Origin of the sequence: Symbiopectobacterium purcellii, from assembly GCF_019797845.1 — a bacterium.
In the GTDB taxonomy this organism is placed as follows: Bacteria; Pseudomonadota; Gammaproteobacteria; order Enterobacterales; family Enterobacteriaceae; genus Symbiopectobacterium; species Symbiopectobacterium purcellii.
Genome location: NZ_CP081864.1, coordinates 211,147 through 232,826, shown reverse-complemented (window position 1 = coordinate 232,826; position 21,680 = coordinate 211,147). Strand labels below are relative to the sequence as shown.

General features: G+C 54.9%; 21 protein-coding genes, 2 tRNA genes and 1 rRNA gene. 12 read left to right on the top strand and 12 right to left on the bottom strand.

The genetic code is table 11. The features are described 5' to 3' along the window. Nucleotides 1-6: 6 nt before the first annotated feature. Nucleotides 7-591 carry a peroxidase-related enzyme gene (locus K6K13_RS01050; protein WP_222159175.1) on the bottom strand — a complete coding sequence of 195 codons (585 nt, stop codon included), beginning with the start codon at nt 589-591 and terminating at the stop codon, nt 7-9. A 273-nt stretch (nt 592-864) separates the two neighbouring features. Here K6K13_RS01050 and K6K13_RS01045 point away from each other — a divergent pair, with 273 nt between their 5' ends. The 6 genes from K6K13_RS01045 to K6K13_RS01025 are packed head-to-tail and all read left to right on the top strand — an operon-like array spanning nt 865 to nt 7,215. Continuing rightward, nucleotides 865-1,836 carry an ABC transporter permease gene (locus K6K13_RS01045; RefSeq protein ID WP_222159174.1) on the top strand — a complete coding sequence of 324 codons (972 nt, stop codon included), beginning with the start codon at nt 865-867 and terminating at the stop codon, nt 1,834-1,836. Beyond that, nucleotides 1,833-2,681 (top strand): ABC transporter permease, encoded by an 849-nt coding sequence (locus K6K13_RS01040; protein ID WP_222159173.1) that lies wholly within the window; start codon nt 1,833-1,835, stop codon nt 2,679-2,681. Before K6K13_RS01045 ends, K6K13_RS01040 begins: the two co-directional genes overlap by 4 nt. Then, nucleotides 2,678-3,532, top strand: a complete 855-nt coding sequence (locus tag K6K13_RS23015) for an ABC transporter ATP-binding protein (RefSeq protein ID WP_252120386.1) — start codon at nt 2,678-2,680, stop codon at nt 3,530-3,532. Before K6K13_RS01040 ends, K6K13_RS23015 begins: the two co-directional genes overlap by 4 nt. Further along, nucleotides 3,532-4,488 carry an ABC transporter ATP-binding protein gene (locus K6K13_RS23010; RefSeq protein WP_252120385.1) on the top strand — a complete coding sequence of 319 codons (957 nt, stop codon included), beginning with the start codon at nt 3,532-3,534 and terminating at the stop codon, nt 4,486-4,488. Before K6K13_RS23015 ends, K6K13_RS23010 begins: the two co-directional genes overlap by 1 nt. Before the next feature lie 55 nt (nt 4,489-4,543). Continuing rightward, nucleotides 4,544-6,157, top strand: coding sequence for an ABC transporter substrate-binding protein (locus tag K6K13_RS01030; protein ID WP_222159172.1), 1,614 nt, complete (start codon nt 4,544-4,546; stop codon nt 6,155-6,157). Then, entirely contained in the window at nt 6,157-7,215 is a 1,059-nt protein-coding gene (locus K6K13_RS01025) for a ketopantoate reductase family protein (protein WP_222159171.1), read from the top strand. The genes K6K13_RS01030 and K6K13_RS01025 overlap by 1 nt, the downstream gene beginning before the upstream one ends. A 3-nt stretch (nt 7,216-7,218) precedes the next feature. Here the strand turns inward: K6K13_RS01025 and K6K13_RS01020 are convergent, their stop codons facing one another. From K6K13_RS01020 to K6K13_RS00990, 7 genes are all read right to left on the bottom strand, one after another. Next, nucleotides 7,219-8,046 (bottom strand): isochorismatase family protein, encoded by an 828-nt coding sequence (locus K6K13_RS01020; RefSeq protein ID WP_222159170.1) that lies wholly within the window; start codon nt 8,044-8,046, stop codon nt 7,219-7,221. A 152-nt stretch (nt 8,047-8,198) separates the two neighbouring features. Next, a complete protein-coding gene (locus K6K13_RS01015) occupies nt 8,199-9,587 on the bottom strand; it encodes an amidase (RefSeq protein ID WP_252120384.1) in 1,389 nt (462 codons plus the stop codon). 14 nt (nt 9,588-9,601) lie between these two features. Continuing rightward, nucleotides 9,602-10,573 carry an ABC transporter substrate-binding protein gene (locus K6K13_RS01010; protein WP_222159169.1) on the bottom strand — a complete coding sequence of 324 codons (972 nt, stop codon included), beginning with the start codon at nt 10,571-10,573 and terminating at the stop codon, nt 9,602-9,604. Nucleotides 10,574-10,619: 46 nt separating this feature from the next. Next, nucleotides 10,620-11,465 (bottom strand): ABC transporter permease, encoded by an 846-nt coding sequence (locus K6K13_RS01005; RefSeq protein WP_222159168.1) that lies wholly within the window; start codon nt 11,463-11,465, stop codon nt 10,620-10,622. Further along, complete coding sequence (locus tag K6K13_RS01000; protein WP_252120383.1) at nt 11,462-12,301, bottom strand: ABC transporter ATP-binding protein; 840 nt, start codon at nt 12,299-12,301, stop codon at nt 11,462-11,464. Before K6K13_RS01000 ends, K6K13_RS01005 begins: the two co-directional genes overlap by 4 nt. Before the next feature lie 250 nt (nt 12,302-12,551). Next, nucleotides 12,552-13,160, bottom strand: coding sequence for an NAD(P)-dependent oxidoreductase (locus K6K13_RS00995; RefSeq protein ID WP_222159167.1), 609 nt, complete (start codon nt 13,158-13,160; stop codon nt 12,552-12,554). A gap of 245 nt (nt 13,161-13,405) precedes the next feature. Continuing rightward, nucleotides 13,406-13,849: an RcnB family protein gene (locus tag K6K13_RS00990; protein WP_222159166.1), complete on the bottom strand. Its 444-nt coding sequence runs from the start codon at nt 13,847-13,849 to the stop codon at nt 13,406-13,408. A 312-nt stretch (nt 13,850-14,161) separates the two neighbouring features. Between K6K13_RS00990 and K6K13_RS00985 the strand changes: the two genes are divergently transcribed. From K6K13_RS00985 to K6K13_RS00960, 6 genes are all read left to right on the top strand, one after another. Then, complete coding sequence (locus K6K13_RS00985; protein WP_222159165.1) at nt 14,162-14,932, top strand: amino acid ABC transporter substrate-binding protein; 771 nt, start codon at nt 14,162-14,164, stop codon at nt 14,930-14,932. A 24-nt stretch (nt 14,933-14,956) separates the two neighbouring features. After that, complete coding sequence (locus tag K6K13_RS00980; RefSeq protein ID WP_222159164.1) at nt 14,957-15,622, top strand: amino acid ABC transporter permease; 666 nt, start codon at nt 14,957-14,959, stop codon at nt 15,620-15,622. A 329-nt stretch (nt 15,623-15,951) separates the two neighbouring features. After that, nucleotides 15,952-16,977 carry an amino acid ABC transporter substrate-binding protein gene (locus K6K13_RS00975; protein WP_222159163.1) on the top strand — a complete coding sequence of 342 codons (1,026 nt, stop codon included), beginning with the start codon at nt 15,952-15,954 and terminating at the stop codon, nt 16,975-16,977. Nucleotides 16,978-17,062: 85 nt separating this feature from the next. Beyond that, a complete protein-coding gene (locus K6K13_RS00970; protein ID WP_222159162.1) occupies nt 17,063-18,241 on the top strand; it encodes an amino acid ABC transporter permease in 1,179 nt (392 codons plus the stop codon). Between the two features lie 8 nt (nt 18,242-18,249). After that, complete coding sequence (locus K6K13_RS00965; RefSeq protein WP_222159161.1) at nt 18,250-19,323, top strand: amino acid ABC transporter permease; 1,074 nt, start codon at nt 18,250-18,252, stop codon at nt 19,321-19,323. Between the two features lie 7 nt (nt 19,324-19,330). Beyond that, complete coding sequence (locus tag K6K13_RS00960; RefSeq protein WP_222159160.1) at nt 19,331-20,089, top strand: amino acid ABC transporter ATP-binding protein; 759 nt, start codon at nt 19,331-19,333, stop codon at nt 20,087-20,089. Nucleotides 20,090-20,146: 57 nt separating this feature from the next. On the opposite strand, the gene K6K13_RS00955 is transcribed toward K6K13_RS00960, so the two are convergent. From K6K13_RS00955 to rrf, 4 genes are all read right to left on the bottom strand, one after another. Next, the gene (locus tag K6K13_RS00955) at nt 20,147-21,127 is read right to left on the bottom strand and encodes a DUF1176 domain-containing protein (protein ID WP_222159159.1); all 981 of its coding nucleotides are present in this window, start codon (nt 21,125-21,127) and stop codon (nt 20,147-20,149) included. A gap of 195 nt (nt 21,128-21,322) precedes the next feature. Beyond that, nucleotides 21,323-21,398: transfer RNA gene (locus K6K13_RS00950), tRNA-Trp, on the bottom strand. 8 nt (nt 21,399-21,406) lie between these two features. Further along, nucleotides 21,407-21,483: transfer RNA gene (locus tag K6K13_RS00945), tRNA-Asp, on the bottom strand. A 47-nt stretch (nt 21,484-21,530) separates the two neighbouring features. Continuing rightward, a 5S ribosomal RNA gene (gene rrf / locus K6K13_RS00940) occupies nt 21,531-21,646 on the bottom strand. Nucleotides 21,647-21,680: the final 34 nt, after the last annotated feature.

The window sequence follows — 21,680 nt, the reverse complement described above, 5'->3', positions numbered from 1 at the left end:
CAAGGCTTAGCGGAATGAAAGGAATGGCTCTGGGTTGGGTTGGACGCCAAGCCCGCTGTTAATGCGGTTACTGAAGTTGAAATAAGCAGCGATAGCAACCACCTCGATAATCTCCTGCTCCGTGACGCCGCTTGCGCGCAGCGGTGCCAAATCGTGCTCTTCTACGGTTTCCGGCGCTTCCGTCAACTTTTGCACATAATCGGCTATCGCCCGCTCACGTGGGCTTAATTCTGCATCACGGTAGTTCACTTCGATACCGCCAACCCAGAGTGCATCGCCGGTGATCTGGCGCAATTTCGCCGCGTGTCCCCAAACGCAAGGACGGCAACGGTTCTGTACGCTCACCACCAACGCAATCAATTCACGCTCTTTACCGTTCAATCCTCCCTCGTATTCCACCGTCAGAGCACGGCTGAGTGCATCCTGTGCCAGCAACACGGCAGGAAATTGTCCCAATACCGCCTGCATGTTGCGGATAAAACCGCGTGTTTCGATGGAGTCTTCGAATAGCTTTTCTGTCTCTGGCGTCGTTGTTGTATTTTTCAGTTTTAACCAAGAGATATTCTTTGTTTTCACATTCTTGATGGACATAGCCGGTGTTTCCCTTATTGGTTTAGCGATATGGATGTTTAATGAATAAGGTCTGCATTACGTGTCATTAGTTTATTAATACTTAATAAAAAATAATGAATGGGTTGTTTTAATGCTGACGTTAAAATAAGAAAAACATAATTAAAGAAGACAATCCAGTGCTATTTATATTGCCAATATTGGACTATTTATAGCTAAAAAATGAAATAGACACCAAGGGCATTCTCCGTATGATTATTTGGATTAGCAATTAATCAGGACACACTGACTGAAATGATGCATTATCTATTTCGCCGGCTTGCACAGGTCAGTATTGTTGCCGGATTAGTGATATTGGGAAATTTTATTTTACTCAAATCGGTGCCAGGAGATTTGGCGGATGTTATTGCCGGAGAGTCTGGTGCAGCAACGCCAGAATATATGGAGATGTTGCGCGCACAATTTGGCCTCGACCGCTCCGGCTTTGAACAACTGACGACTTATTTTTCTCAGATAGCCCATTTCGATCTCGGGTTTTCGTTTCGTTATCACCTGCCAGTACAAACATTAATTCTGGAGCGACTGCCCGCCACGCTGCTGCTGCTGGGCAGCAGCCTGCTGTTTTCTGTGATAGTGGGTGTGATCCTCGGGTGTTTTGCCGCGCGCTATCGCCATGGCCTTTTCGATCAGGGTGTTACGCTGTTTTCCGCCGTCGTGTTTGCCATACCGGTGTTCTGGTTCGGCTTGATGGGCATTGTGCTGTTCGCCGTACATTTTCGTTGGCTGCCCATCGGTGGCATGGTCACCGTGGGTGCCACACCTGGCACGCTCGGGGTGGCTGGCGATGTCGCCTGGCATCTGATCATGCCTGCCATCACGCTGGGGTTATCACATTTAGCGCTGTATGCCCGCGTGACACGCGCCTCAATGCTGGAAGTGTATCCGCTCGATTTTGTGCGCACGGCGCGGGCGAAAGGCATCAGCGAGACGGCGGTGACCCTGCGCCACATTTTGCGCAACTCACTGTTGCCGGTGGTCACTCTTACCGGTTTACAGCTTGGCTCGTTGCTTGGCGGTGCCGTGGTGGTTGAAACCGTCTGCTCCTGGCCGGGTATGGGTAGACTGGCTTTCGAGGCGGTGTCCGATCGCGATATCAATCTGTTGCTCAGCCTGTTCCTCTGCAACTCGTTGTTGGTGGTTTTGAGCAGCCTGCTGATTGATATTCTGTACGGTGTGCTTGATCCACGCATTGGGTTGGCATCATGAAAATTCGCCCCGACGTTCATCTTAATGTGTATCTACGCATTGGGTTCTACCTGCTAGCAGGGCTGTTGGTTATCGCCGCCTGCGCCGGCCTGCTGTTCCCCGGCGATCCCCAGGCGATGGTGGGACCGCGTACGCTGTGGCCGCTGCAAAATGCACAATTTCCATTAGGCACCGATCAACTCGGGCGCGACGTGGCCGCGCAGTTGGCACACGGCGCGCGGGTATCATTAGCCATTGGTTTCGGTGCTGCGCTGATTGCCACGGTGATTGGCGTCAGCGTGGGTGCTGCCGCAGGCTATCTCGGCGGGTGGTATGACGATGTGCTGATTCGAATTTGCGAATATTTCCAAACCATCCCGACCTTTCTGTTTTCAATGGTGCTGGTCGCGCTGCTCTCTCCGTCGCTGGGCAGCGTGGCGCTGGCAATCGGCCTTACGTCATGGACCGAAATTGCGCGTCTGACCCGCGCCGAAGTGTTCAAAATCCGTCACGCCGATTATGTACTGGCCGCCGAAACCATGGGCATCTGCCATCTCAGCATCGTGCGTCAGCACATCCTGCCGAACAGTGCCGCGCCGGTCATCGTGATGATTTCCGTGGTGATTGCCCATGCCATTCTGGTCGAAGCCGCCCTCGCGTTTCTCGGTCTGGGCGATCCCAATACCGTGTCGTGGGGCGCGATGATTCGCAACGCCAGACCGCTACTGAGAACCGCCTGGTATCTCATCGCACTGCCGGGATTGGCAATCTTTATCACCGTCATGAGCTTTACGTTGTTAAGCAACGGCCTTACGGACCTGCTCAATCCACATAAGGGTAATCCGCATAAGGGGGTAACAAAATGACCGCACCGCTGCTTCAGGTTCAGGATCTCAGGGTTGCGTTTTCGGCCCATCATGCGGCACCGCAGCGCGTGGTGCACGGTATCAGTTTCGATCTTTTCGCTGGTCAAACGTTGGCACTGGTGGGGGAATCCGGCTGTGGTAAAAGCGTGACCGGCCTGACGTTGATGGGGCTATTGCCCGAGGCGCACAGCAGCGGACACGTCTTGCTGGGTGGCACCGATATTTTGCATACCACGCCGCGCCAGCGCCGTCAGCGCGGTGGCCCGGCATTGGCAATGGTATTTCAAGACCCGATGAGCGCGTTGAACCCGGTATTAACCATTGGCAGTCAGTTGGTTGAGGCAATCCTGGCCGCCAGTTCACTTTCCCAGCGCGAGGCCAAGACGCGCGCACTCGATCTGCTGCTGCAAGTGCGAATTCCAGAACCCGAACGCCGTTTTAACGAATATCCGCACAAGCTCTCTGGCGGGATGCGCCAGCGGGTGGTTATCGCACTGGCACTGGCTGCGCGTCCGGCCGTATTGATTGCCGATGAGCAGACCACCGCACTGGATGTCACCATTCAGGCCCAGATACTGCAACTGCTGGTGAGCCTTAAAGACGAACTGGACATGTCCCTGTTGCTGATTACCCACGATCTGGGCGTGATCGCCGAAACGGCCGACCGCGTCGCCGTGATGCGCCACGGCGTCATCGTTGAAGAGCAGGATGTGTTTTCCTTTTTTGATGGCCCACGCCACCCCTATAGCCGCCAGTTGCTGTTGGCGCGCCCCCAACCGCGTGCGCGTCACGGCACAAGGCCACGCCTCCACAGCATCAATGATGTCCGCAACACCGAGGAGGCAGCGTAATGTTACAGGTGCAAGATTTACAGGTGACCTACCCCACCCCGCAAGGCAAGGCGTATGCCGTCAATGGCATCAACCTTGAGGTTGCAGCGGGCGAAACGGTCGGTATTGTCGGTGAATCCGGCTGTGGCAAATCCTCATTGGCTCGCGCCGTGATGCGGCTGTTGGAACCGAGTGCCGGGCGCATTGTGATCGGTGACGTGGACGTAACCTCACTCCCGAAACGCAAACTGCGCCCGTTGCGTCAACGCATTCAGATGGTGTTCCAAGATCCGGCTGCATCCCTCGATCCGCGTTTCACGGTGGGACAACTGATTGGCGAGCCGTTAACGCTGACGGAAAAACACCGGGCTACGCGCGATAAACGCGTGCTGGCATTGATGGATGACGTCGGGTTACCCGTTGCGCTGTTCGACCGTTTCCCACACCAGCTTTCCGGCGGGCAGCGTCAGCGGGTCGCCATTGCACGCGCCATCGCACCCCGTCCGGACATCATTGTGCTGGATGAGCCGGTCTCCGCACTGGATGTCTCGTTGCAGGCGCAGGTATTGAATTTGCTGGTGGATTTGCAGCAGCAATACCGTATGGCATACCTGTTTGTCAGCCATGATATCGGTGTGGTGCAGCACATGGCGGACCGGATCGCGGTGATGTATTTGGGACGCATTGTGGAAATAGCGCCTTATGCCGACATTATGGAATCACCGCAGCATCCTTACACTCAGGCATTACTTCAGGCGATCCCGGTGATGGACCCGCGCCGTTCACGCATTGCCGATAAACAGATACTCACCGGGGATGTACCCAGTCCGCTCACTATCCCCAGCGGGTGTGCGTTCCATACCCGCTGCCGTTTTGCGACCGATCGCTGTCGCCGCAGCGTGCCACCCTTGCATTCCAGCGGTTCGGATTCTCTCGTTGCTTGTCATTTATCCGCACCGTCAACAGAAAGCCCGTGAAATCACAACAATAAAAGCCTTAACCACGTATTACACACCAGTAAGGGGAAATTTCATGCCTAAGTACATCCGTTTTCTAAAGGACATTCGTTTTCTGACACGCCTGTTAATAGGGACTCTGCTGTTGGGCGGCAGTCTGGCCTACGCCGCCGAACCGGTGCGCGGTGGCACACTGATCGCGGTCATCAATCCAGCACCGAGCGTGTTGAGCAGTGCCATTAACAATCATTTCTCGGTTAACGCGGTATCGCCCAATGTGTTCGATGGTCTGCTTTCTTACGACAAAGAGATGAACCCGCAGCCGAGCCTGGCGCTGAGTTGGGACACCTCCGCAGACGGTCTCTCCGTGCGCTTCAACTTGCGCCCCAATGTAAAATGGCACGATGGCGAACCCTTTACTTCACAGGATATTCGTTACAGCGCGTTGGAACTGTGGAAAAAACTGCACCCACGTGGACGTACCACCTTTGCCAATCTGGTGGATGTAGAAACGCCCGATCCACTGACAGCGATCTTTAAACTGTCTCAACCGTCACCGATCTTGCTCAGCGCACTGAGTGCGGCAGAATCGCAGGTATTGCCCGCGCATCTGTATCAGGGCAGCGATCCGCTGAAAAACCCACACAATATTGCGCCGATCGGCACCGGTCCGTTCCGTTTTGTGAGCTGGCGTCGGGGCGAGTTCATCGAGTTGGCGCGTAATGAAAACTATTGGGATCAGGGCAAACCCTATCTCGATAAGCTGATTTTCCGCCTGATCCCGGACGATGCGTCACGCGCTGCGGCGTTTGAAACCGGAGAGGTAAAATACGGTCCGTTCGATCCGGTTCCACTGGCCGATATTGCCCGGTTGAAAAAAAATCCGACGCTGAAAATTACCAGCGAAGGCTATAACTGGCTCTCGCCATTCTTTACCTTTGAATTCAACACGCAAGACCCGATTCTGCGGCAAGTCAACGTGCGACAGGCGCTGGCGTACGCGATTGACCGTCAGGGCTTGATCGACAGTGCGTGGTACGGCATTGGTAAAGTGGCTACCAGCCCTGTTCCGCATTATCAAAAATATTTCACCAATGATGTGCCACATTATGCCTATGACGCCAAGAAGGCGGAGCAACTGCTGGATGCGGCAGGCTACCCGCGCGGTGCCAACGGTGAGCGCTTCTCGCTGTTCTTCGACTATGAAGGTAATAATGAATCCTTGCAGAATACCGCAGAGTTTTTGCGCCAGAACCTGAAACAGGTCGGTGTAACGCTAAAACTGCGCACACAGGATACCCCAAGCTACTACCGTCGAATTTACACCGATTATGATTTCCAAACCCGTGCCGGGCAGTTCTCCGCGATGATCGATCCGGCCATGGGGCTATACCGCCTGTACGGCACTGACTCGATTGTCAAAGGTGTGCCCAACACCAACGGGGCGCGTTATTCCAACCCGACGTTGGATGCGATTATCAAAACCACACAAACCGATACTAACCCCGCTAACCGCCTGAAGGCGTTCCATGAATGGCAACGCATTGCGATGACAGATTTGCCTAACCTGCCGCTGTTCGAGTTACAGCGGCAGACCGTATACAGCGCGCACCTGCACGGCATCAGCGACACGCCAGACCAAACTTTCAGTTCACTGAAAAATGTCTGGCTGGATAAGGAGGGCCAGTAATGGCGCCCCACATTGCCGTTGTCGGTGCCGGCGCGGTGGGTGGGTTCATTGGTGCGCGTCTGGCCGCGGCGGGAGAAAACGTGACGCTTATCGACCGCTGGCGGGAACACGTAGACGCGACACGGCGCAACGGCCTGCGCATTGACGGTGCCGTGCCGCAGGATAACGCCATCGTACCGGTACGAATTCTGGCCGACGACGAGATTGACAGTCTGAAGGCACTGCCGCCACTCGATATCGTCTTCATCAGCGTGAAATCCTATGACACGCGCTGGGCTGCCGAAGTCGTGTTGCCCTATCTTCACGCGGATGCCGTGGTTATCTCGGCACAAAATGGCTGCAACGAGGCGACGCTGGCTGAGATTGTCGGCGCGCCGCGAACGGCTGGATTGATCGCCGCGCGCATCGGCGTTGAGCTCTCGGCGCCGGGGGTGATTCGCCGCCGCGTGGTACGGGGCAGCCCCGGTATTGATGTGTTTCGCCTCGGAGAATTGGACGGGCAGCGCAGTGCGCGTATCGAAACGCTGGCAACGTTGCTGCGGCAGGTGGATTCCGTCGCGGTGATTGATAATCTGGCTGGGGAGCGCTGGTCGAAACTGGCGGTCAATGCGATGCGCAATGGCGTTTCTGCTGCCACGGGATTGACCATTGATGCGTTGGACAGCCACCCGCAACTGCGGCGTTTTTCCATCGAGGTGGCGGGCGAGGCGGTGCGCGTCGGGCAACGGTTAGGCTACTCACTGACGGCGCTCGGTGTCATTCCCGCCGCACTATTTGCCGCCGCCGCAGACGGCAGTGCGACCGCGTTTGCGGAGATCGAACAGCGCCTGATCGATGCGGTGCAGCGCGGCGCAGCCGGACAACGGCCGTCCATGGGTCAGAATATTGTGAAAGGTCGCCGCACGGAAATCGATGAGATCTACGGACTGGTTATTCAACGTGCCGCAGAACTCGGCATCCCGGTTCCGGCAAACCAAACGGTGTATGACCGGGTGCGTGCCATTGAAAATGGTACGCTCACGCCCGCACCGGAAAATCTCTTGGGTGCCGTAGAGTAACGGTTATTCACTCAGTGCATCAGGCTGGCGGTGACGGGTCGTTGACTCGCTCACCGCCATCGGCAAGGTTGCCAGCCAATCGGATACTTCTTCAAGGCTTAGCACATCGGCATAGCGCGCATTGAGATCCAACAGGGTGAAATCCAGCAACGACTGGCTGCGATCCCCAATCACTTCGCGCGGCAACATCACATGGAACCCCATCTGGAACGCTTCAATAGCGGTGGCACGAATACTGCCGCTGGCGGTCACGCCGCCCAAAATAAGGGTGTCGATGCCCTGTTGCTTCAGCCACGCCGCCAAATCATGACCATAAAAATCGGACACATAGCAGGTGGAATGATTACGTTCAAAGAGCGCATCGCCCAGCGCTTCATCAATGCGGTTCAGGTAGGCATCTTCGGTCAGCGTGGTAATAAACGGGTATTTTTTACCCCACAGCCAGGAAAAGGGATGCTCTGGCCGATAAACCGTGCGGGTGAACACCGTCGGTAACCCACGCTGTGCCGCCATGGTCAGTAATCGATGTAGCCCCGCTTTATCAAACGGGGTATCAATGGCCAACGTCGAACCAGAATCCATATAGGCATAGGTCACATCCCGCACCAAAATTGCCGCTTTGGAACCAAAGCCGATTTTGTGGGCAAAACCGGTCTGTGAGAAAACACGCTGAATCTCGTTGGCAAGGTAACGGCGCTGGCCGCCGGGGGTGTAAACCACCTTCAGCCCATAGGTTTTGACTTCCCCGTTATCTTCCAGCCGACGCAGCGTGCTGGCGGAGATACCCAGCATTTTAGCCGCATCAGAAACCGTCAATAATTTATCGTACATTACATAGTGTCCCATTGACCGGAAAAGCGTGCTGTAGACAAAACCGGTGCTCCCTGCGCGTGTGATCGCGAGCAGCCTTCTGAAGAGAAGGCTGCTCGCTGCCGTTAACAATCAATAATGGCATCTGATCAACGGCAAGATGTCATCATCTGTTATGCCTGACAGCGTGGCGGCAGGCAAGCATGCCAGTCCGTTATCTGCTGGTAAAGCATACCCAAATCCACCAGCACCTGTTCATTACCGTGACGAGCAACCCACTGCATCCCAATTGGCAAACCCGTTGCAGAAATGCCCACCGGCAGCGCCAAGGTTGGCACGCCCGCGTTGGTAAACGGCATATTGTAAGCGGGAGACCCGGTCGCTGCCAGACCGTGCGGGGCTAATGTCGGCGTTGCAGGCGTCATCAGCATATCCACATCATCGAACAGGGCCGCCAACGCATGGCGATAACGGGCTCGCACCTGCTGCGCCTGTAGATACGCCTGCGCAGAAATAGCCAGACCTTGTTGCAGAAACTCCTGCAAATAGGTACCGAACAACGTAGGCGTCTGCAAGAAGGTGTCGCGATGATAGGCGGCGCACTCGGCCTGCATCACAATATGGTGCGCACGGCAGGCATCGTCGAAACAGTCCGGTAACGTGATACGTTTAAGCTTCACGCCACGCCCAGCCAGGGTATCCATTGCCTGCAAACAGGCCGCACCAATTTCAGCATCCCCTCCGGCATAGTAGGGATGCTCGACGATGCCCACCGTGTAATCGTGTTTCTCGCGCAGTTGCAACGGCGTATAGGGCAATGACAGCGTAGTGTCATCACGCGGATCCGGGCCAGAAAGTGCATTAAACACCAGCGCCGCATCCTCTACCGTCGTGGTAAAGGCCCCTACGTGATCCAGCGACCAACTGGCGGGAATCACCCCTGCCTTGCTGATGCGCCCATAGGTGGCTTTCAACACCGTCACGCCGTTGAATGCCGCCGGGCGAGACAACGAGCCCGCCGTTTGCGTGCCCAATGCCATCAGCGCCATACGCGCCCCCACGGCCGCGGCAGAACCGCTGCTTGAGCCACCGGGCGTATGCGCCGGGTTCCAGGCATTACCGGTCTTGGGCGGCGTCCCCAGATTGGCAAACTCGGTGGTGGTCAGTTTCCCCAGTAGCAAAGCCCCCATGCCATCGAGCTTATCGATCACGCTGGCGTTTTCACTGGAGATATTGCCCTCCAGCACCTTGGATCCGCCTTCCGTCGGTAAACCACGCGTGTGAAAGATATCCTTGGCACCGTAAGGGATGCCAAACAGTGCAGGCTTGCAGGCGATGGCCCCCATTTGTTGATCCAGTTCCAGGGCGCGCTGGCGCGCCCCTTCTTTATCAAGATAGCGCCACGCCTTAATATCGCCGTCGCGTTGCTCGATACGCGCCAGAAAATGGCTCAGCAACTCGCTCGGAGAAACCTTGCGCGCGGCCAGTTGCCGCCGGGTAGCGGCAATCGTGGCAAAGGGCGAGGTATCCAACATGGTTTTCATACCCACTATAGCGTTCATGCCTTCTGTCCTTGTTATGGCTTGGCAGCAAACTGACCGTCAACGATTTGCGTATAAGGTATATCCTGCGTGATGTTGCCGACAAATTTCTGAATATCAATCGCTGTGGTGAAGGCTTCTGGCGAAATGATGGCGTTTGCTGGGTAGACGTTACTGTCAATCATTCGCTGCACCGCCGCATCCACCACACTGCCTTCCAATGCGGCGAACTCCTGACGCGCCACCTGTTTGGCGACATCGGGGTTCTGATGAATAAACGCCAGAGATTCGTTGATGGTTTTAACAAAGCGCGCCACCAGTTGCGGGTTATCAGCAATCATTTTCTCTGAGGTGTTGATGGTAGAGAACGCGTACTCAGGATAGTCGCGAGTGAAATCGTAAATCACTTTCAGCCCTTGCCCCACCCCCTGATCCGCCTGAGGTTCATACACCACGGCGGCATCCGCGCGGCCCGCTAACAGAGGCCCGAGTTCCGAACCGTTTTGCACTTCGTTAATCGCCACATCCGTCTTCGGGTTTAGCCCTGTCTGACCGAGCAGGCGCAGCAACAGCGTGTTAGAGGTTCCCGGTGCCAGCCCCACCACCACACGTTTGCCTTTCAAATCCGCCGGTGAGGTGAATTTGAAATCCGGTTTAGCCACAATCCATACTGGCGCACTGTTGGCCACCGCGCTCACCGCCTTGGCCTTACCGCCCTTCTGCTGAGCGAACCCGACGTGCTCCGGACCGTGTACGGAGAACTGCGCTTCACCGGACAGCACTGCCGCCAGCGCAGTCGGGCCTGAGCCCGCCGAACGAATCGACGTCACGTCTATCTGATTTTTTTCGAAAAACCCTTGGTGTTTGGCAACATAGACCGGTAAGTACAACAAAGAGTGGAACGCCTCCGTCACCAGCACGCGATCGGACTTAGCATCAGCCGCTGACGCATTGACAGAACCCGCTGTAAACAGCGCCGCGCACACCCATGCAACGATTTTATTCATCTCACTTTCCCTCTTAACCAGTTAAGGAACAACGGAACGGATACCACTAGCGATGTGTGTTCTGGCGCTCCCAGGGCAGCAGCCAACGTTGCAGTTGAACCACCACCAGATAGAGCACGATGGCAACCAGCAGCAGCGTAAAGACACCGACCCACACCACATTGAGATTGAAAAGATTGCCTGCGACAAAAATCATTTTCCCCAGACCATAATCGGAAGAGATGAACTCACCGCCGATGTTAGCGATCAGAGCAAAACCGATGTTCAGTCGGAAAGCGGCGATAATCCACGGCAGGGTCGAGGGCACCACCACCTTACGGAAAATCTGGTTGCGATTAGCCCCGAGGGAGCGCATCAGGTTGACCTGACTATCATCAATCTGGTGCGTACCCTGCCACGCGGAGAGCAGCGCCACGACATAGGTGGCGATAAAGGCCAACGCTATTTTGGAAAACAGCCCGGAGCCGAACCAAATGATGATGATCGGTGCCAGAGCAATCTTCGGCAGGCTGTTGAGCGCGATGAAAAACGGGTCGAGAATGCGCGCCAGCGTCGGGGTATGCCACAGCAACAGTCCGGAAAATGAACCGAGCAAGCTGCCCAGCACAAACCCAGTCACAGTGGCATACACCGTGACGTAGGTGTTCTGAATCAGTTCACCGTTACCCACCAGGCGCACAAACTCCTGCCAAATCCCTGCCGGAGAGCCCATTAAGAACGCATTGACCACGCCAGTGTTTACCCCGAACTGCCACAGCGCCACAATGCTGGCAATCAGCAAGGCGCGCCAGCCATTGTCACGCAGTAGCGACAACCAGCGCTTTCTGCGCTGACTTCCCTGACGTGAACGACCCGAGGCCGTTTTATCAGCAACGACGGCAGACTTGTTCATGCATGATCCCCCAGTTGGATATCCATATCAGCCCAGATCGCATCGAAGAAGGATTGGAACTCGGGATCTTTGCGCGCGCCCATGGCAGAACCGTGCCGCTTGGCGAGGCCAATATCGTAGGTTTTCTTGTTCCAGGTCGGCCGCTGTGACATCACGGCAATACGATCGGACATGGCAATGGCTTCACCAATATCATGGGTGATCAACACCACGGTTTTACCGTATTCGTTAAGGATCGTCAGGATCTCCTCTTCCAGCACCAACCGGGTTTGGTAGTCCAACGCCGAGAAAGGCTCATCCAGCAGAATGATGTCAGGATCGATAACCAGCGTGCGGATCAACGCCGCACGTTGACGCATCCCTCCCGACAGCGTGGCAGGGTAAGCGTGGGCAAAATCGCCCAGTCCATACTTATCGAGGTAGGTCATGGCTCGCTCGTGCCGTTCCTTCTTCGGCATCTCGCTGATTTCCAGCCCAAGGCAAACGTTATCCAGAATGGTGCGCCACGGAAACAGCAGATCCTTTTGCAGCATGTAACCCACTCGCCCTTTGCCGGGCATGGCGTAGTACGGGTCGAACACCTGAATTTCGCCCGCTGTCGGAGGCAGCAGCCCCGCGATAATGTTAAACATGGTGGTTTTGCCGCAGCCGCTCGGCCCGACAATGCTGATAAATTCCTGGTGATAAATATCAAGGGAAATGTCTTTGATAACGTCGACTGCGTTATCGTCATGATCCAAAAATTGTTTTTTTACGCCTTTCATGGCAATCGCCACCGCGGGAGCGGCAGGATCGCCAGAAGGCATTTTTTCTCTTGCAGGTGAAAGGGTCATCATACACTCCTGACTAACGGCGTTTCCGACTGCCAAAACGCGAAGCCGGATAACAAGGATGTCGATTGCGCGCACTTCACCGTGCAATAACTTGTCAAACTTGTCTAATACAACAAACTTATCAAACTTGTCATTCTTTCCATCAGGTTGGCATCAACCCGCACCAGCAGGCGAGTACACTGCCCGTCTCTCCCTTTCAGGCATAAAAAAAGCGTCTGCCTAAAAGGCAGACGCTTGATAGGGTTGGCTGAACTCAATAGCCGACGGTAAAGCGCGATTTCAGATGGTTGCCCTGCTCCAGTTCATCCACCAGCGCGACGGAAAAGTCACCCGCCGAAATGGCGCTGTTGCCCGCCTCATCAACCAGCAGGGTATCTGTACCCAAACGGAAGTGCCCGGTGCGCGCTCCCGGCGTAAATAACGCAGAAGGGGACAGGAACGACCATGACAGCTCATCGTGCTGGCGCAGCGTAGCCAGGAATTCAGCGCCTCGTGTGGCTTCCGGGCGATAGGCATCGGGGAAATCTGGGGTATCCAGCAAGCGGGTGCCCGCCACTTCCAACGACCCTGCACCGCCCACCACCAGATAGCGTTTTACGCCCGACTGGCTGACAGCCTCAATCAGTTGCGACGGTTCGACCGCCTGAAAGCGCACCGCACTGATGGCGGCATCATGACCGCGCAGCGCGGCACTTAGCGCATCGCGTTCGCTGACATCTAACGCCAGCGGCGTCACGGCGTCATGCGATGGGATGGCAGCCGTATTACGCGCAATCGCCGTTACCTGATGGCCACGCGCCACCAACTCTTTCAAAATCTCGCTACCGGCCATGCCGGTTGCACCAATCAGGGCAACTTTCATCGTGTTCTCCGTAATCAGACAGTTTACCAAGCTCATCGGTTGAGCTTGCCACTGATCTTAGTGTAAGACATCGCGTGAACAAGATAAGGCCTGATATCCGAGCAGCACTGTTGCAGCATTCGCACCAATATCCAGAAATAGTCTGCGAATGCAGCGGGATTGGTACGAAAAAGGGAGCAATTCTGAGGCATCCCGGCAACCTACCAAACGAGTAGCGCCGGGATGATCGGATCGCTAAAGGCGTATCAGTTGAACGCCTGATTAAGCAGAATGGAGGTGATCACGCCCGTTGCCACCGCAATCAGCACGTAATTACCGTCGATATAACGCCACTGATGGCCTGGCGGAGGGCTGGGCAGGCCATAGCCGCGCCAGTCACGCACCCAGTAGCGATCGCCGCGGTACGGCCCTGGGATCGGATGCCCGGCACGAAAATCATAACCACGCCAGCGGAAATGGTCGCGCCTGTCTTCATAGCGCCCCCAGCCGCCCCTTGGGCCATTATCCCAGCGTGGGCCGTGGCCTCGGCCACGATCCCAACCGGGACCACCTTCGCCGCGCGGGCCGCCATCCCAATGACGTCCCCCTTCGCCTCTCGGGCCATCTGGGCCGTGCGCATAAGCAAAGGAAGCAGAGAGTGGACCGAGAACCAGAGCGGTCATGACGAGCGTCAGAATGGTTTTGCGCATGTGCGTATCCTCAAGATAACGACGGTAGCCGCCGTTGCCGCTACTATCTGCCTTCGCCTCACGCGCGAATATCTCCTGTATTCCTAATTACACGGCCCCTGACGCGACTTTACATTGCTTAACGCTTTCCTCACTCAGTGCCCTTGTGCAATAGCGAAAAGTACGGCCAAAACGCAGAAATCAGCATCTGGGCTATATTCATTTCAGTTCTAAATAATCGTCGAATGTGATTTAGAACCTTATGGCTTACGTCGTAGATTATTTAGCATCGAACGTTATATAACGTTCTCCACTACATAATAGGTAAACGCAATGAAAACACTGGCTTTGGCAGCATTCACTGGCGCACTGTTGATGGCGGGTACAGCAGTACAGGCACAAGACGACCTCAGCGCCATCAAGGCCGCAGGCGTACTCAAAATCGGTACAGAAGGCACCTATGCGCCTTACTCATTCCATGATAAATCAGGAAAACTTCAGGGCTTCGATGTGGATATCGGCCGGGCAGTTGCTGAAAAACTGGGGGTAAAAGCCGAGTTTGTGGAAGGTCGCTGGGACGGTTTGATCGCCGGTGTGGACGCCAAGCGCTATGACGCGGTGATTAACCAGGTGGGTATCACCCAAGAGCGTCAGGCCAAATTTGATTTCTCCAAACCCTATATCGATTCCAAAGCGGTATTGGTGGTGCGTAGCGACAACGATACCATCAAAAGCTTTGCTGACCTGAAAGGCCGTAAATCGGCACAGAGCCTGACCAGCAATTTCTCCAAACTGGCCAGCAGCCACGGCGCTGAAATTGTTCCCACCGACGGTTTCAACCAATCGCTGGAACTGGTGCTGAGCGGGCGTGCCGAAGCAACGTTGAATGACAATCTGTCATACCTGGATTTCAAAAAACAGAAGCCGGATGCCAAGGTCAAAGTGGCAGCAACCGCTACTGAAGGTGATCCTTCAGGAATTCTGGTACGCAAAAACCAACCGGAATTGGTGGCTGCCTTGAATAAAGCGTTGGATGAAATCAAAGCGGACGGTACCTATAAAACGATAGCGGTGCGATACTTTGGGGAAGATATTTCCCAATAATCGTCGCGTTCGAGGTCACTATTGATGCCACCATGGCTACAACTTATGGCAGACTCCTTCTGGAGTCTGCTTTCTGCTGGACTACAGTTTACCGTTCCACTCTCCATCCTCTCTTTTGTGCTCGGGTTAGCATTGGGCATTCTGGTGGCGTTGATCCGTCTCTATGGCCCCAAGCCGCTGAAATGGGTGGCGGATTTTTACGTGTGGGTGATTCGCGGCACGCCGTTGCTGGTGCAGCTGTTTTTAATTTTCTATGGGCTGCCTAATGCAGGCATCACGCTGGATGCCTTTCCGGCGGCGCTGATTGGCTTTACGCTCAATGTGGGTGCTTACAGTTCTGAGATCGTGCGCGGGGCAATCCTTTCCGTGGCGAAAGGCCAGTGGAATGCCGCGGCGTCGCTAGGCATGAATCGGCGTCAAACGCTGCGCTGGGTGATTATTCCACAGTCGATTTTTGTCTCTATCCCGCCCCTCTCCAATACCTTTATTTCGCTGATCAAAGACACCTCGCTCGCCGCCGTCATCACAGTGCCGGAGATGTTTCTGGCCGCCCAGCGTATCGTTTCTGTCACCTACGAACCCTTGATCCTGTATGTGGAAGCAGCGCTGATCTATTTGCTGTTCAGTACGGTACTGAGCAAGCTGCAAACCCGGCTCGAAACCTACTACCAACGCCACATTCCCCACTGATTTCGCCTTCCTGCCTCGTCTTGGGGCAGGTGGCTTTTCCGCGCGCCGTTCGTTCACCCGAAAGTGGGCACTTTGCACCCAAATAGCGCATCTTTTGCAGCAAAGTGCCATTTAAGTGCACCTCAACCGAATAAACCTTATCGCGACGCGGCAATTTTTCTATTTTCTTGTTATTTATCATCAAAATAAATTATTGGCATCGGTTTTGCTTAACCCTGTCACGGCACGCTACCGTCTGACATAACAACGGTGCCGACAGACAGGAATGGTGCAGCCGGATGGCTGCTACCGCACAGCAACACACAACGACTGAGCTACATAGGATCATTATGAAAAGAATGCTACTTTCCACGCTGGTTGCCGGCGCATCCCTCTTCGCCGCCATCAATCAAGCCCATGCGGGTGCAACATTGGATGCCATTCAGAAAAAAGGATTTGTTCAGTGTGGTATCAGTGACGGCTTGCCAGGCTTCTCCTATGCAGATGCCAGCGGGAAATACTCCGGTATTGACGTAGACGTGTGCCGCGGCGTGGCTGCCGCCGTGTTTGGCGATGCCAGCAAAGTGAAATACACCCCGCTGACCGCCAAAGAGCGTTTCACCGCACTGCAATCAGGTGAAGTTGATATTCTGTCGCGTAACACCACCTGGACCTCCTCCCGTGATGCCGGGATGGGCATGCTGTTTACTGGCGTGACGTACTACGATGGCATCGGCTTCCTGACCCACAACAAGGCGGGCCTGACCAGCGCGAAAGAGTTGGATGGTGCGACCGTTTGTATTCAGGCCGGTACCGATACCGAACTGAACGTGGCGGATTACTTCAAAACCCACAACATGAAATACACCCCAGTGACTTTCGACCGCTCTGACGAAAGTGCCAAGGCGCTGGAATCGGGCCGCTGCGATACCCTGGCATCAGACCAGTCTCAACTGTACGCACTGCGTATCAAGCTGAGCAAACCGGCTGAATTTATCGTATTACCGGAAGTTATCTCCAAGGAACCGTTGGGACCGGTAGTACGTCGCGGTGATGAAGAGTGGTTCTCGATCGTACGTTGGACCCTGTTCGCCATGTTGAATGCGGAAGAAATGGGTGTGACCTCGAAGAACGTTGACGCGCTGGCCGCCAAGCCGACCACGCCTGACATGTCTCACCTGCTGGGTCACGAAGGCAACTACGGCAAAGATCTGAAACTGCCTGCCGATTGGGCGTTCAAAATCATCAAGCAAGTTGGTAACTACGGTGAAATTTTCGAACGCAATGTCGGTATGGACAGCGAACTGAAAATCAAACGTGGCCTGAATGAGCTGTGGAACAAAGGCGGTATCCAGTACGCACCAGCAGTGCGTTAATCGCTAACAGAAAGCGGGTGCCGCGCCAGTGTGCGGCACCTCAGTATTCCCGCTTTTTCCGTGTTCCTGCTATTGAGGCACTCGCATGCAACAACGCCCAACCGTGAAACGTGATTTTTCACTATCAAATCCAGCGGTGCGCGCCTGGCTGTATCAACTTCTCGTCATCGTCATTGTGATTGCCGTGGCGGGTTATCTGTTGCACAACACCGTAACCAACCTGGCCCAGCGTGGTATTACCTCCGGCTTCGCGTTTCTGAATAACAGAGCAGGCTTCGGTATTGTCCAACACCTTATCGACTACCAGCAGGATGATACCTATGCCCGCGTGTTTCTGGTAGGGCTGCTCAACACGCTGTTGGTTTCAGCGCTCTGTATTGTTTTCGCTTCGGTGCTGGGCTTTATGCTCGGGCTGGCGCGGCTTTCGGATAACTGGTTGTTACGCAAACTGTCCACGGTTTATATCGAAACGTTTCGTAATATCCCACCGATTTTGCAGATCTTTTTCTGGTATTTTGCCGTACTGCGCAATCTTCCCGGTCCGCGCCAGGCACTTAACACGCTTGATATTGCCTTCCTGAGTAACCGCGGTTTGTACCTTCCCGCCGGAGAATGGGGCCCCGGCGCGCTGGGCGCGCTCTTCGCGTTGCTCATTCCGTTGGTGGTCGGCATTATTCTGTATCGGCGCAATAAACAGATTCACGCGCTTACCGGACAATATCACCGCACCTGGCCTATCGTTCTGGCACTGTTGGTGGTACTCCTTGGCGTGAGCCACGCGCTGTCTGGCCCTGCCCTGCACTGGGATATCCCGCAGTTAAAAGGGTTTAACTTCCAGGGTGGCATGGTACTGATCCCTGAACTGGCGGCGTTGACGCTGGCACTGTCAGTCTACACCTCCGCGTTTATCGCAGAGATCATCCGTTCCGGCATTCAATCTGTCTCCTACGGGCAACATGAGGCCGCTCGTTCCCTGGGGTTACCCAACCCGATCACGCTGCGTAAGGTGATTTTGCCGCAGGCGTTGCGCGTTATCATTCCGCCGTTGACCAGCCAGTACCTGAATATCGTGAAGAACTCGTCGCTCGCTGCCGCGATTGGTTATCCGGATATGGTTTCCCTGTTTGCCGGTACCGTGCTCAACCAGACCGGTCAAGCGATTGAAACCATTGCTATTACCATGTCGGTATACCTGATTATCAGCCTGATCATCTCCCTGCTGATGAACCTGTATAACCGCAAAATCGCGCTCGTGGAACGCTAGAGGCCGCTATGACGACATTGTCACAACCACAACCACACCGTCAGGCGCCACTGTTTGCATTGTGGCACTGGGCCAAAAAGAACCTGTTTTCCAGCGTCCCGAACGGTCTGCTTACGCTGTTCTGCTTCTGGCTGCTGTGGAACATTCTGCCCCCGCTACTCAATTGGACGCTGCTTCAGGCGAACTGGGTCGGTGAAACTCGCGCTGACTGCACCCGCGACGGTGCTTGCTGGGTGTTTATTCAGGCACGCTTCGGCCACTTCATGTACGGACTGTACCCAGCGGAGGAGATCTGGCGCATCAACTTTGCGCTGGTGTTAGGTCTACTCAGTATCCTGCCGATGTTCTGGCGTCGTATGCCGCGCCGTGGGCGCTATATCGCTATCTGGGCGGTGTGCTACCCGCTACTGGCCTGGTGGCTGCTGTATGGTGGATTCGGCGGGCTGACGCGCGTAGAAACGCGCCAGTGGGGTGGGCTGACACTTACCCTGATCATCGCGGCAATTGGTATCGCAGGCGCATTACCGTTGGGAATTCTGCTGGCGCAGGGACGACGTTCAACCCTGCCCGTGGTGCGTATCCTGTGCGTGGTGTTTATTGAATTCTGGCGCGGCGTGCCGCTGATCACCGTGCTGTTTATGTCCTCGGTCATGCTACCGCTGTTTCTCACCGAGGGCACAAGCATCGATAAACTGCTGCGCGCACTGGTCGGCGTCATCCTGTTCCAGTCAGCCTATGTGGCAGAAGTGGTCAGAGGCGGGCTTCAGGCATTACCGAAAGGGCAGTATGAGGCGTCCGCTGCATTAGGGCTGGTTATCCTGCCTCAGGCGCTGAAGCTGGTCATTCCAGGTCTGGTGAATACCATCATCGCGCTGTTCAAGGACACCAGTCTGGTCATCATCATCGGCCTGTTCGATCTGTTCAGCAGTATCCAGCAGGCGACCGTTGACCCTACCTGGCTGGGGATGTCGACCGAAGGCTATGTTTTTGCCGCCATGATCTATTGGATCTTCTGTTTCAGCATGTCGCGCTACAGCCAGCATCTGGAAAAACGTTTTAACACCGGACACAAGTCACATTGAGGCTCTTATGAACCAGAATGCATTAAAATCTGATAACTATATGATCACACTGGACAATGTGAACAAGTGGTATGGCCAATTCCACGTTCTGAAAAACATCAACCTGCACGTGAAGCAGGGGGAGCGCATTGTGCTGTGCGGGCCGTCGGGCTCTGGAAAATCGACCACCATTCGCTGTATCAACCACCTGGAAGAACATCAGCAAGGCAAGATCATGGTTGATGGAACCGAATTGGACGGAGATCTGCGCAATATCGAGAAGATCCGCGCCGAAGTAGGAATGGTATTTCAACACTTTAACCTGTTCCCACACCTGACTGTACTGCAAAACTGCACGCTGGCCCCTAGCTGGGTACGCCATATGCCGAAGAAAGAAGCGGAAGAACTGGCGATGCATTATCTGGAGCGTGTACGCATTGCCGCACATGCCCATAAGTTCCCAGGCCAGCTTTCCGGTGGACAGCAGCAGCGCGTGGCGATTGCCCGCTCTCTGTGCATGAAACCGAAAATCATGTTGTTCGATGAGCCCACTTCAGCGCTCGATCCGGAAATGGTAAAGGAAGTGCTGGATACCATGCTCGGGTTGGCGCAAGACGGCATGACCATGTTGTGTGTAACGCATGAAATGGGCTTCGCCAAAACCGTGGCAGACCGGGTGATCTTTATGGATCAGGGAGAAATTGTGGAACAGGCTGCGCCGGAAGCATTCTTCAGCAATCCGCGTTCAGAACGTACACGTACCTTCCTGTCGCAGATCCTGCACTAAGAGGTATTAAGAAGTATGACGGCCCGCGTCAGGCGTGGGCCGTTTACCGAATACACGCTATTTAAAGGTTGATACCCGCATCGGGAGATCCCATGCGCCTCCACTGCGGATGTAACGACAGCGCCCGGTCCAGCTTTTGGCACTGTACACAAAGGCTTTGCCATTCCATTGCCACGATTTGATGGACCAGCAATCCCCCACGCTACGCCCTCGCATAATCCATCCAATGGCACCATCCTGGTAGTCGTTGGCCATCATACATACGTCAATCAGCTGCGCAGGGCGCTTCATCAGGTTATCCACCAACCAGAATTTGGAACCCCCGTTATAGGCAGCCATCCAGCAAGGCGCGATAACCAGGGACTGTGCTTTATTCAAGCGAGCAATCTGCCAGGGCAAATGGTCACTGTTAAGTTGATCGTCGGTGCAGTCGAAAACATCTGCCCCTACCAAGGTTTTCATCAGCGCTGGTTTGAACCGGGCTAGTTCCTGTGCGGTCATGTCACGTGCCGCTTGGTCTGTGACGGGCGCTTTGAAAATCACCGGGGCAGCAATCGGGGCTTTAACGCCTGATTCCCCCTTCGCCCCCTTTCTATAGATCGCACCACGCGTACCAACACGCCCTTGCACTCTGTCCATGTGTAAAAGAACAGCGCTGGAACCGGCGTTGGAAAGGGGATACTCGGCCAGCTTATCTTTAAACACAATCGGCTTATCACGACGCAGCGCTCGAAGAAAAGCAGCATACTGCGTGGCATTCATACGCCAACGGCTCTTGGTTCTATCCGTGGCCTGCTGCAACACACCCAGTATACGACCATCAATGATCAATTGCGGCGCGCCACGTGTCGCCAGCACTTCATCGTCACCCAACCCATCGCTCAGCATGACCCAATTATCCACCGGCGTGCCAGCGCCAGCTTTACGCGTTAATAAAACGCTAACGCCAAAGGTCACACTGTCGGGAGAATAGCCCGACGCACGACAAGTCAGCGTGTTATCACACACCAGATCCCATTCTTTATGGGTGAAATACACGGAATCATAATTGGCGACAGCCGAGGATATCGTAAGACACAGGGCAAAAAACAGGCCAGCACAGAGCCTCTGTCGAGTCCGGACGCAAAACCGATAAGCAGCATTCATCACTGGAATTCCTTTCCAACGCATGAAGATAGATGTAAACCAAACAAAAAAACCCTCCGTCTTTCGACGGAAGGTTTTTTGTCTATCTGGCAGGGGCGGAGAGACTCGAACTCCCAACACCCGGTTTTGGAGACCGGTGCTCTACCAATTGAACTACGCCCCTAAATAGGGTGGCGGAACGGACGGGACTCGAACCCGCGCCCCCCTGCGTGACAGGCAGGTATTCTAACCGACTGAACTACCGCTCCACCGATACTTTTTCATTACCAGACACCGTCTGATAATCGATATAAAAACCTGGCAGTTCCCTACTCTCACATGGGGAAGCCCCACACTACCATCGGCGCTACGGCGTTTCACTTCTGAGTTCGGCATGGGGTCAGGTGGGACCACCGCGCTATCGCCGCCAGGCATATTCTGTTTCATCTCACCCGTCCTTTCGAGC